This is a genomic window from Segatella copri, assembly GCF_026015625.1.
Classification (GTDB): Bacteria; Bacteroidota; Bacteroidia; order Bacteroidales; family Bacteroidaceae; genus Prevotella; species Prevotella copri_H.
This window is the reverse complement of sequence record NZ_JAPDVG010000001.1, coordinates 2,525,509-2,538,587: the sequence shown is the minus strand read 5'-3', so window position 1 is coordinate 2,538,587 and position 13,079 is coordinate 2,525,509. Positions and strand designations below refer to the sequence as shown.

Here is a 13,079-nt window from a genome sequence, read left to right as displayed (position 1 = left end):
GCTCATTTAACATTTAACATTGAATACATTGAATAAAATGAAGAAACTGTTATGTTCAGCTCTGCTGCTTGCCATGACTCTGGCAGCGCAGGCAGAAGTGAAACTGCCAAAAATCTTTGGCGACAACATGGTATTGCAACAGCAGACGGAATGCAACCTCTGGGGTACTGCTGATGCCAACAAGGTGGTAAAAGTGCGTGCTTCCTGGAACGGCAAGACCTATAAGACTCAAGCCGATGCCCAGGGAAAATGGGCGATGAAGATAGAAACGCCTCAGGCTGGCGGTCCTTATGAACTGAGTCTGAGCGACGGAAAGGAACTGAAACTTCACAATATCCTGATTGGTGAGGTCTGGATCTGTTCGGGTCAGAGTAACATGGAGATGCCGATGAAGGGATTCAAGGCACAGCCTGTTGCGGGCACTCCGGAAGAACTGATGCTGTGTAAAGACCAGCAGTTGCGCCTCTTTACGGTTCAGCGCAATGCCCAGTTGCATCCTGTTGATACGGTGGCTGGCGACTGGAAGGAAGCTGATGCAGCAAGCGTTCGTGAGTTTAGTGCTGCTGCTTATTATTATGGTAAGACGTTGCGCCAATCGCTGGGTGTACCAGTAGGTCTGATTGTTACTTCCTGGGGCGGTAGTGCCTGTGAGGCATGGATCAACGGCAATCTCATCAAGAGCGATTGGCTCAAGGCATTCCCTAAACTTCATACACCTTGGAATGAGGCTGATGTGAAGAAATATCAGCAGCGCTGTCCTTCAGCTCTCTATAATGGTATGCTCCATCCGCTCATCGGTTACACCATGAAGGGTGTTATCTGGTATCAGGGTGAGGATAACTGCAATCGCTATGCTACTTATGCCGACCAGATGCAGACCCTGGTAAACAGTTGGCGCAAGGAATGGAAGCAGGGGATTTTTCCGTTCTATTATTGTCAGATTGCACCCTACGATTATAGTCTGATAAAATGGAAAAACAACAGTGCCCTGCTTCGTGAAAAGCAGATGGAGGCAGAGAAGCGCATCAGCAACTGCCGTATGGCTGTATTGCTTGATGCCGGTCTGGAGTATGGCATCCATCCACGTAAGAAGAAGGAGGTGGGCGAGCGTCTGGCTCTGCTTTCTCTTGCCAATACTTATGGTCAGAAGGGATTGCCTGATTTCGCTGTCTACAAGAGTGTTGAGTTCAAGGGCGATACCGCTGTTGTCAGCTTCGACCGCAGCAAGGAGTGGGTTTACTTCAACAATGGTCCTAAGAGCGACAACTTCGAGATTGCCGGCGATGACCAGGTATTCCACAAGGCACAGGCTTGGATTTCACGCAACAAGGTGTATGTGAAGAGCGAGGAAGTGAAGAAACCTGTGGCTGTGCGCTATGCATTCAAAAACTGGGTTGTGGGCGATCTCTTCCACGATGGTCTGCCTGTCAGCTCTTTCCGTACCGACGATTGGGAAGTGAAGTAATAGTTTATAGTTTATAGTTAATAGTTTATAGATGAGATATTACATATTGATGGCTATGATGCTTTTGCTGGGTGTAGGCTCGGCAAAGGCATCGGCTTACGATGATACATCGGTGGCGGGGTTGTTCCCTGTCAGCAACCAGGGACGCGAGGTGTGGAATTTCAATCCCAACTGGCGGTTCCATCTGGGGGATGTGCAGGGCGCAGAACGTGCCGACTATGATGATACAAGCTGGGGGGTAGTTTCTACCCCTCATAGTGTGAAACTGGAACCTGCTGAGGCTTCGGGTTGCCGCAACTATCAGGGTATAGCCTGGTATCGCAAAACCTTTATCGTGCCGGGCAATCGCTCTGAAATCTATTTCGAGGCAATAATGGGCAAGCAGAAGATTTATGTGAACGGCAAACTGGCTAAGGAGCACTTCGGCGGTTACCTGCCTGTTATCGTCAACCTGAAAGAGCAGGGACTGAAGAAGGGCGATAAGTGTGTGGTGGCTGTGATGGCTGACAACTCTAATGACAAGAGTTATCCTCCTGGCAAACCGCAGTATACACTCGACTTTGCTTATCATGGTGGTATCTATCGCGATGTATGGCTTATCAATAAGAAGGAGATTTCTATCACCAACGTGATTGAAGCCGACCGCCGTGATGCCGGCATCTTCGTTCATTTCTCGGATATTTCAGAGAAGCAGGCGAAGGTGTTTGTTGATGTCGACTTGCAGAATGTGGGCGGAAAGGCACGCAAGGTGAAGGTGGAGCAGAGTCTGCTGGATGCTTCGGGCAAGGTGCTCAAGACCATTTCGCAGAATGTGCTCCTGGCAGCTGGCGATGCACATCAGACCGTCAGACAGATGTTCTCTGTCAGGAATCCGCATCTCTGGTCGCCGGAGACACCTTATTTATATAGTGTGGTTACCCGCATCAAGGATGGTAAGCAGGTATTGGACGGCGGAAAGACCAAGTTAGGTATCCGCAGCTTCGAGTTCCGTGGCAAGGAAGGTTTCTGGCTCAACGGCAAGAAATACCGTCAGTTTATCGGTGCCAACCGTCATCAGGATTTTGCTTATGTGGGCAATGCACTTCCCAACAGTCAGCAATGGAGAGATGTGCTCCGTCTGAAGAATGCCGGTTTCAACATCATCCGTACTGCCCACTATCCTCAGGACCCGTCGTTCATGGATGCCTGCGATGAACTCGGAATCTTCATCATCGTGGCTACACCGGGCTGGCAGTATTGGAACAAGGACCCTCAATTTGCTGAGCGTGTGTTCCAGAATACCCGTGAAATCATCCGTCGTGACCGCAACCATCCTTCGGTTCTGATGTGGGAGCCTATCCTGAATGAGACCCGCTATCCTAAGGATTTCGCCCTGAAGTCGCTGCAGTTGACCAAGGATGAGTATCCTTATCCATACCGTCCTGTGGCTGTTGCCGACTGGAATTCGGCAGGTGTCAAGGAAAATTATGATGTGGTTTACGGATGGCCGGATATGGATATGAGCGGCATCAGCCAGTGTGTCTTTACCCGAGAGTTTGGTGAGTATGTGGATGACTGGTATGCGCATAACAACCTGAACCGTGCCAGCCGCAGCTGGGGTGAGAAACCGATGCTGACCCAGGCTTATTCTCTGGCAAAGACAACAGAGGAGATGCACACACCGGGACAGTTTATCGGTGGTTGCCAATGGCATCCTTTCGATCATCAGCGCGGCTATCATCCAGATCCTTACTGGGGCGGTATCTATGATGCATTCCGACAGAAGAAGACTGCTTATTATATGTTTGAGTCACAGCGCAGCGACCAGCCATTTGTGCATATCGCTCACGAGATGACCCAGTTCAGCGATGCCGATGTGACGGTATTCTCTAATTGTGACAGCGTTCGTCTTACCACCTATCAGGGTGCTCATACCTATACTTTGCCAGTTCTTCATCCTACGGCAGCCGCCTTTAATGCCCCTGTGGTATTCAAGAATGCCTGGGATTTTTGGGAGGCTCGCGAATACAGTTATAAGAAGAAATCTTCTCAGATGGTAGTGATGGTAGCAGAGGGATACAAGGATGGCAAGGTGGTTTGTACCGACCAGCGCATGCCTTCCCGCCGCAGCACCAAACTCCGTCTTTATGTTGATGAGATGGGCAAACCGCTGGTGGCTGATGGCAGCGACTTTGTGGTTGTGGTAGCCGAAGTGACCGATGATAACGGTCATGTTCGCCGTCTGGCTAAAGAGAATATCCGCTTTACCCTGGAGGGTGAGGGCGAAATCATTGGTGATGCCAGCATCAATGCCAATCCGAGAGCTGTAGAATGGGGTAGTGCTCCTATCCTGGTGCGCAGCACGATGAAGCCGGGCAAGATTAAGATTCATGCCGAGGTTCAGTTCCCGGGTACTCATGCTCCTACTCCTGCCGACCTGGAGATAGAGAGCGTAGCTTATCAGGGAACCATGATGATGGGTACAAAGACTGCCAAGTCTGCCACTTCATCATCTGTTCAGAATGCTTCTTCTGCCACTTCTTCTTCTCATGAGTTTACACCCGAGCAGAAGGCAAAGATGCTGAAAGAGGTAGAAGACCAGCAGGCTGATTTCGGTATTAATAATTAATAATGCGTAACCGGAGAGTTCTTTGCAGAAGATTCCGTTTACGTAATCGTTATCGTCTTGAAATCTTCAAAAAACAGAAAGTTTATTGGAGATTTCAAGACTTTTTTTGTACTTTTGCATACGTGAAACGATATTTTACCATACTTTTCTGTTCGCTTTATGCCTTGTTGGGTATGGCACAGAACAATATGCAGGTAGCTCATTATTCTACGAAGGAAGGGTTACCTCACGACATCGTATACTGTTCTCTGAAGTCGAAAGACAGTTTCCTGTGGTTTGGAACCTGGTTCGGCTTATCCCGTTTCGACGGTTCCCGTTTTGCCAATTATTCTGATGCTTACATCTCTTCTTCCGACCAGCCACCCCGTAAGGTAGAATGGTTGGCAGAAGATGCTCTGGGCAATCTCTGGATCAAGACGCTCGACTGGAAACTCAGCGTCTTCTTCAAGCAGATCGAACGTTTCGAAGATGTCTATGAAGAACTGAAACCTTATGCCCGTAATCTGCAGGTCATCAAGATTCAGGCAGATGGTACCGGCAAGATTCTCCTGCTCACCAAAGATAAGAACCTGCTTCTTGCAGAAACATTAAAGGATGGAAGCATCCGTATCCAGACGCTGGTAGATGCCCGAAAGTATATCAATACGTTCAATTATCAGTTGTGCCAGGATGTGGTACAGCTGAAGGCTTCGCGTGCCAACTATGTAGGAAAGGATTATCAGATTTATTCCGTTCCTGTTACTGCGAAAAACAGGAAGTGGACGCTCGGCATGTGGCAGCAGTATTTCGCCCGTAAATCGAAGGAACATTTTGTTTATCATACCCCGAACGGATGTGTGTGGCAGTTGGATGAGTCGCATACCGCCCTGGTGTGCCGTAATCCGAAGACCGGATGGGAACGCCGTTATCCGGTTTCGGGCGTAGGTAAGGTGGTGGAACCTAAGTTCATCGCCACCTCTCATCATGGTTACTTCTATCTTTCCGGTGCTGGCGAAATTATCTATATTGATCCGCAGACGATGGAAGGCGTTAACCTGGCTTTCCTTCCTAAGTTCCAAGACCATAAGCCAGATAGCCACTTCTTGAACATGAACCTGGACAAGGACGGACTGTTGTGGCTCACTTCTGCTGATAATGGCATTTACCGTGTCAGTTTCACCCCCAACCAGTTCCGTGTCATCCCTTTGCCGGATGGTGATAAGAGTGGAGTGAAAGCCATCTGCCAGTTGAAGAATGGTGATGTGCTAGTGGGTGCCCGCAGCAAGAATGTTTATCTGTTGGATATGCAGGGCAGGGTGAAGCAGGTGTTCGATTATGCCCATCATCAAATCGGCAGCATTTATCATGCCATGTGTGATGACAGGCAGAATCTCTGGCTCTCTACCAAGGGAGACGGATTGGTAAAACTGACTCCCGATGCCTCCAGACCAATAGGGTATCGCATCGCTCATTACCGTCATGATGCCCGGGATCCTTATTCCATCAGCGGCAACAATGTCTATATGACCTGTCAGGATTCCTACCATCGCATCTGGGTGGCTACGCTGGATGGAGGTCTCAATCTGCTGCAGGAACAGGGCGGAAAGGTGCGCTTCTATAATAAATATCATGGTATGAAAAACTATCCCGGTTACGGACTCTACATGGATGCCCGCAACCTGGTAGAGGACAGTCATCAGAGAATGTGGGTAGGAACGATGGACGGACTGATGTCTTTCAAGACAGATTTCAAATCGGTAGGCGACCTGCGCTTCGAGACTTATCGCAATACCGATATCAATACCCGTGCCAATAGTGACATCTACGGACTTTACAAAGATAACAGCAGGCAGGTTTGGATGTGTACCTTTGGTGGAGGTCTGAGTCGTCTGGATGGTTTTGATGAAGTGACGCATCTGCCTATCCTTACTTCTTTGGGAGCAAAGGAAGGTTTGCATAATGATGTCATCATTTCGATTTTAGAGGATAAGATGGGACGCCTTTGGCTGGTAAATGCCGATGGCTTGTCGTGCTATGATTATCAATCAGACCGCATCCAGCATTTCGACAATTCCGACGGTTTCCCTGATGTCCAGCTTGAGGAATCTTCTGCGGCTTTGATCCAGAATGGGGAGATATGGCTGGGGTGCAAGGAAGGAATCCTTGCTTATCAGCCGGAACGTATCCATACCACCCGTCTGCAATATCCTATATATATAATAGGTGGAGAGGTGAACAACCGCGATATCCGCAGTTACAATCAGCCAGCCATCCTGGAGAAGTCAATGGTTTATACTGATCATCTCACCCTGCGTCATTCCCAGTCGATGTTCACTCTGGAGTTTGCTGCCCTGAATTTCTGCAATCCGGAGCGCATCAGCTACCGTTACCGGCTGAAGGGGTACGACCATGACTGGCATTATGCCGGCAAGAACCGTCTGGCTTCCTATACCAATGTGCCGTCGGGAACCTATCAGTTTATCGTAGAGGTAATGGATGCCACCAATCCTGATTCTCACAGCACGAGAGAGCTGACCATCACCATTCTTCCACCCTGGTGGGCTACGTGGTGGGCTTATCTCATCTACATCATTCTGATATCCGTAGCCAGCTACTATGCTTTCCGCTATGCGAAGTATCAGATTCGGCTGAAGAACAATATCTACATCCAGAACCAGCTGGCAGAGTATAAGCGCAAGTTTAATGCCGAACAGCAGGATAAGCAGTTTGCTGACAAGGTGCGCCGGTTTATGGAAGCCAACCTGACCAATGCCGATTTCGAGATAGATATGCTGGCACAGGAATTGGGCATGAGCCGTTCAGCCTTCTTCAAGAAGACGAAGGCTGTGATGGGCTGTTCGCCAAGCGATATGGTGAAGGATTTCAGACTGAGTCATGCCGTAGAATTGCTGAAGCATTCCGGTCAGAGTATCACAGATGTAGCCTACTGTTGCGGCTTCACCGATGTAGGCTATTTCGGCAAGTGCTTCCGTAAGAAATATGGCATGTCGCCAAGAGAGTATGTAGCGCAGCAGCAGGAGAGTGAAATAAAAAAATAAAGTTTTTTATAAAAAATCTCAAAAAAGGTGATTACAGCGTGAACCAATGTGCGTCTTTTAGGCAATTGAAACAAACAAATTAAATGTTGACTAATCATTTTTACCTAAAAGGCTAATGAAACAACTGTCTTATCATAGTAGGTTTATATTGGTTCTGTTATTTACGTTGTTGAACACTTTACCAATATGCTCACAGGCGGCAACTCCTAGGTACAGGATAGCTGCTTGCGACTGGATGATGCTGAAACGTCAGAAGCTGGGCGAGTTTAAACTGGCTCATGAATTAGGAGCAGATGGCGTTGAGGTTGACATGGGCGGATTGGGTAAACGCGTGTTATTTGATAATCAGCTTAGAGAACCACAACAGGCAGAAAAGTTTCAGGCTGCAGCCCGTCAGTATGGCGTAGCTGTTCCTTCTATGGCGATGAGTGGCTTCTTCGCTCAGAGTTTCCTGACTCGTGATAATTATCAAGACCTTTTGAAAGATTGTTTCCAGACGATGAAACTCTTTGGCAGCAAGGTGGCTTTCCTTCCACTCGGAGGTAGCGGAAAAGACTGGCAGCAGGAAGGCTGTGCAGCATACCAGCAGATGGTTTCTCGCCTTCGCACAGCCGGTGAGATGGCAAAGCAGGAGAGTATCACCATCGGTATCAGAACCGGAATGGGAGCTAAGTTTGATAAGAAACTGCTGAAGAAAGTAGGCAGCAGTCAGATTAAGGTCTACTACAATTTCCAGGATGCAGCCGATCATCATCGTGATATCTGCAAGGAACTCCGGAAGTTGGGCGCCCAGCGTATCGTCCAGATACATGTTTCCAATACAGATAGCGTAAATCTTCAGGAAGACCCGGAGATTAATCTTCCGAAAATCAGGAAGACGCTTGACAAGATGAAATGGAGCGGCTGGCTGGTGGTAGAGCGGAGCCGTGATGTAAAGAGGGTAAGAGACGTGAAATATAATTTCGGTAGAAACATCGCTTACTTAAAACAGGTATTTCAAGAGCGGTAACAGTTTCGGGGAATAACTGGCAAACTACTTTTTTATAATTAGGAAAGTGTAAATCGTGTTAGAAAAGAAATAAATAAAAATATAGTTAAACCTAAAAAAGACAATTATGAAGAAAAATCATTTCATTGCGCGGAAAGGACTCTTCTCTCTGGCACTTGCTGCCGTAGGAGCGATGTTCTTGGGTTCGTGTGCCGTTGATGGTTTTGATGACAAAGAGAAGTTTGACGACGGCGTGTCTGGAGTGAAACTTGAGTCACCTGAACTCTCGACAAAGACAGTTGCTGCTTCTGATGGTTCAGATAAGTTGCAAGTATCATGGAAGGTAGTCTATGGCGCTGGCGGTTACGAGTGTAAGGCTTATAATGTGGATGATCCAGACAATCCTGAGGAGGTGGCGAGTGATACCATTGATGGTACTTCTTTCCAATTCAAGATAGCTGAAGATACCAATTATAAGATTGAGGTACGTACCTTGGGAAACAAGGCAAAGAACAATACTGAGGCTGATAAGCCAACAGTTAAGTCTTACAGTACTTTGGTTCCAGCGACGACCATTCCTACAGGTTCTGACATCTCTGATTTTATTGCTGCCAACTTGCAGGAATCAGATAAGGAGCAGGCTTTCGAGTTGGAAGCAGGTGGTACTTATACCTGCAATAACTCAATTGATTTCAAGGGCAACAAGATGACCCTTCGTGGTAACAAACTGAGCCATGCTTTGGTTACTATGGGTGAAGGTGCTGCCATCTATACTTCAGCTCAGCTGAAGGTGAAGTTCATCAATTTCGACTGCTCTGCCACAACTCATAAGGGTGGTATCATCGAGATGTCTCCAGAGCCACCTGCATCTTGCTCTGCAGAGTCTCAGGGCGTTGGTGCTGGCAAGAATGGTGGTAAGCCTGCCGATGTATATATCCTGCAAGACCCAATTATCATTCAGGATTGTGCCTTCAAGAATGTCATCGACGGACTCTTCTCTGTAGGCCAGTGCTCTTGGGGTATTGCTGATGTACGTGTGATGAACAGCGTGGTTCAGATGCGTAATGACGGAAAGAAGAACTCTAATGGTGCTATCATCTGCGGCTTTTCTAATGGCTTCAAGGCTCCTAGTGGCGGTCAGTTCTGGTATGGTGGTATCAAGAGCATTACCATCAAGAACTCTACTATCTACAATATTGAAAGCAATAGTAAGAATCGTATGTTCCGTTTCAACAACAAGGATTTGGACCATGCCTTCCCTACAGCAGGTGGTTCTTGTACCATGATGGATAATACCTTTATCCGTGTATATGACAAGAAGGAGTTCGGTAACAATACTCCTAACAACAATAAGTACGTGATTACTTATGATAACAACATCTTCTATGACTGCTTCCGTTTGCAGAAGTTCATTCAGGGCAACTGTAAATTGGAATATCACCAGAATCTGAATACTGTCTGGGGTGTCGGCAGTTCAGTAGATGGAACCGATAAGGGTAAGCTGGCTACTGAAGAGGATGCTGGATTTGCTGAGGCAGAGACCAAGAAGGAACTCGACTTCACCCAGCCTAACTTCGGGCTTAATTTCAAGGCTACCGGTGCGATTTCAAGTACAATCGGTGATCCACGTTGGAGAAAATAATTTAAACTATCTAATCTCGAAACAAGATGAAACGTAAATATATAAAGACATTGGCCTTTGGTATGGCACTTACCTGTGCTGTGCCTGCAATGGCTCAAAATAAAGTAGTGCAGGGTACTGTACTCGATGACCTCGGTGAACCTGTTATCGGTGCTACCGTAAAGGTTGCAGGTACCAAGACTGCTGTGATTACCGATATGGATGGTAACTATAAGTTGTCTGTTCCTAAGGGTGGCAAGGTTACCGTTTCTTATATTGGTTTTAAGGATGCTACTACCAATGGTGGTACCATCAAACTGGTTGCTGACGACAAGACTCTTCAGGAGGTGGTAGTCGTAGGTTACGGTACTCAGAAGAAGGCTCACCTGACCGGTTCTGTAGCTAACATCCCAACAGATGAAATTCAGGACCTCGCTAATGGTGGCTTGGCTTCTTCTTTGGGCGGTCTGGTTAACGGTTTGAGCGTAAGTGGTGGTGAGAGCCGTCCAGGTGTGAATGCACGTATCATGATTCGTGATACCAACTCATTGGGCGAAGTAGGTTCTACAGCCCAGCAGCCTCTCTTCGTTATCGATGGTTATATCTATCCTAACGATGTAAAGGTAGGTAACACTTACCAGAACCTCGGTGCTGAGGCTTTCAATAACCTGGATGCCTCTGAGGTAGAGAGTATCTCAGTATTGAAGGATGCTTCTGCTGCCGTTTATGGTGCCCGTGCTGCCAATGGTGTTATCCTCGTAACAACCAAGAAGGGTAAGATGGGTGCACCTCGCATTTCTTATAGCGGTTCTTTCGGTTTCACAGATGAGTTTTCTCGTCCTAAGATGCTGAATGCTTACCAGTATGGTCGTTTATACAATGCAGTTATTGCTGAAGACCCAACCAATACTTCCCTCAATAAGACTACTGCCCTTTTTCAGGCTGATGAGTTGGAGGCTATGAAGGGACTGAATTACGACTTGCTCGATAAGTATTGGGAAACTGGTATGACCCAGAAGCACAGCGTGAACGTAAGTGGTGCTACCGATAAGGTGAACTATTTTGCAGGTATCTCTTACTTCGATCAGGATGGTAACCTCGGTAAACTCAACTATAACCGTTGGAACTACCGTGCCGGTGTCGATGTAAAAGTAAGCAAGTGGTTGGGTGCTAATCTGACTGTTAGCGGTGACTATGCTACAAAGGAAAAGCCATTGGTAAAGGTGGGTGGATCTGGCGATGAGAAGGACTACAACCTCCTTCTGACCCGTCCTACTTACATGCCAGAATCAGTAAATGGCTATGATATCCTGGCTTATGGTCCTAGCAATACAGAGAAGAACCAGAACCAGCAGTATAACTTTGCTACTCTGCAGAATAATGGCGACTACCGCAAGAATATGAATTCTAACCTGAATATCAGCGGAAGCCTTAATTATGATTTCGGTTGGAGCAAGATTCTGAAGGGATTGAAGTTGCGCTTCTCTTATTCCAAGAGTATCAATACCGATAAGGGTAATGAGTATGGTTCAAACTTCACCCTCTATCAGATGTTGACTCGTTATGGTAGCGGTAACCACCTTTATACTCCTACCAGTGGTGATGATGCAGATTTCGATTACCTGGCAGAGTCTAACTTCAAACGTGTGACAACCGCCAATGGTGACTATCTGGCTCGTACCATGGTTCGTACTGATAATTATCAGATGAACTTCACAGCCCAGTATCAGCGCGATTTCGGTCAGCATCATCTGGGTGGTCTGTTCTCTATTGAAAAGTCTGAGGCAGAGAGTGAGTACTTGCAGGGACAGCGTTTGACCCCATATCCTTTCACTACCGGTCAGTATAACTCTGCAACAGGTGAGATGACTACTATGTTTACCCGTAGTGAGAGCGGTACCCTTTCATATATCGGCCGTATCAACTATGCATACGCCAATAAGTATCTCTTCGAGGCTCTGGTTCGTTCTGATGCATCAACCAAGTTTGCTCCAAAGAACTACTGGGGAACATTCCCTGCTTTCTCTGCAGGTTGGGTAATCTCAGAGGAGAGCTGGTTCCGCAACAAGGTGAAGGGAGTTGACTTCCTGAAGCTCCGTGCTTCCTGGGGTATGACCGGTCGAGACAATACAGCGGCATGGCAGTGGATGCAGGTTTATGCACAGGATGCTAACCGTGGTACAGTATTCGAGACTGGTAAGGATTCTGGCAACCGTATCACTATCAACAAGAACAATTCTGCTGTAAATACAGATGTTCATTGGGATAAAGACTACAAGACCAACGTGGGTATTGATGCCCAGTTCCTCAACAACCGCCTGGCTGTAACCTTCGATTACTATTATGAGAAGAACCGCGAGATGCTGATGAATATCAAGCAGACTGTTCCTTCTACCGTAGGTACACAGAGTGCTGCATCCAACATCGGTGAGATGGATTCATGGGGTGGTGAGCTCTCTGTTACATGGAAGGATAAGATTGGTAAGGACTTCAAGTATCGTATCGGTGTCAACACTGGTTGGTCTGATAACAAGGTATTGAATATGGACTGGGTTACAGATTATCTCTACCGTCAGATTACTCCAGGGCATCGTACAGACGTAGGTCTGTGGGGTATGCAGTGCATCGGTATGTTCCGTAGCTTCCAGGATATTGAGGAATACTTCACGAAGTACAACATCTCTACTTATATGGGTATGACCAAAGACCAGGTTCGCCCTGGTATGTTGATGTATAAGGATGTTCGTGGTGCTTACGATTCTGAGACCGGTACTTATGCCGGACCTGATGGTATCGTAGATGTAGACAACGACCAGGTAGAGTTGGGTCATCGCAGCAGCAACCTCTATGGTTTGACCATGAATTTGGGTGCAGACTGGAAGGGAATCTCTCTGACAGCTCAGATTGGTGCAAGCTGGGGTGGTTATACCACACTTCCTGGTGCAGCATTGAAGCCAACTGGTAATCTGGAGTATAGCAACATGCCTTCATTCTGGAATCCAGACAATATGTTTGCTTATCAGAATGTATATGATGGATCAGGAAATCTCGTAGTTAAGGAGAACCGTGAGGCTTACTATCCTAACCTGAAGTATACAGATGTGAATGCTGTAGCATCCAGCTTCTGGAGAGTAAGTACAGCACGTGTGGCTCTGAACCGCTTGACCTTGGCTTATACTTTGCCAAAGAACTGGTTGGGTAGCATCGGCATCAACAGTTGCCGTATCAATATTACCGGTCAGAACCTCATCAACTTCTACAATCCATATCCAGACAACTTCATGAATCCTATGTCGGGATCATACGGAAGCTATCCTAACCTCCGTAAGTGGACAGTGGGTGTAAATCTCTCATTCTAA

The 13,079-nt window shown here is 47.1% G+C and carries 6 protein-coding genes; all 6 read left to right on the top strand.

From position 1 onward, the window contains the following. Window positions 1-37: 37 nt before the first annotated feature. The 6 genes from ONT19_RS10735 (at window position 38) to ONT19_RS10710 (ending at window position 13,079) form a co-directional block, all read left to right on the top strand. Window positions 38-1,465 carry a sialate O-acetylesterase gene (locus ONT19_RS10735; protein ID WP_117691918.1) on the top strand — a complete coding sequence of 476 codons (1,428 nt, stop codon included), beginning with the start codon at window positions 38-40 and terminating at the stop codon, window positions 1,463-1,465. 31 nt (window positions 1,466-1,496) lie between these two features. Next, window positions 1,497-4,073 carry a glycoside hydrolase family 2 protein gene (locus tag ONT19_RS10730; protein ID WP_418859426.1) on the top strand — a complete coding sequence of 859 codons (2,577 nt, stop codon included), beginning with the start codon at window positions 1,497-1,499 and terminating at the stop codon, window positions 4,071-4,073. Between the two features lie 173 nt (window positions 4,074-4,246). Beyond that, window positions 4,247-7,111 (top strand): AraC family transcriptional regulator, encoded by a 2,865-nt coding sequence (locus ONT19_RS10725; RefSeq protein ID WP_264951936.1) that lies wholly within the window; start codon window positions 4,247-4,249, stop codon window positions 7,109-7,111. A gap of 115 nt (window positions 7,112-7,226) precedes the next feature. Further along, window positions 7,227-8,120, top strand: coding sequence for a sugar phosphate isomerase/epimerase family protein (locus ONT19_RS10720; protein ID WP_264951935.1), 894 nt, complete (start codon window positions 7,227-7,229; stop codon window positions 8,118-8,120). Between the two features lie 106 nt (window positions 8,121-8,226). Next, window positions 8,227-9,741 (top strand): DUF4992 family lipoprotein, encoded by a 1,515-nt coding sequence (locus ONT19_RS10715; RefSeq protein WP_264951934.1) that lies wholly within the window; start codon window positions 8,227-8,229, stop codon window positions 9,739-9,741. Between the two features lie 26 nt (window positions 9,742-9,767). Next, window positions 9,768-13,079 (top strand): SusC/RagA family TonB-linked outer membrane protein, encoded by a 3,312-nt coding sequence (locus ONT19_RS10710; RefSeq protein ID WP_264951933.1) that lies wholly within the window; start codon window positions 9,768-9,770, stop codon window positions 13,077-13,079.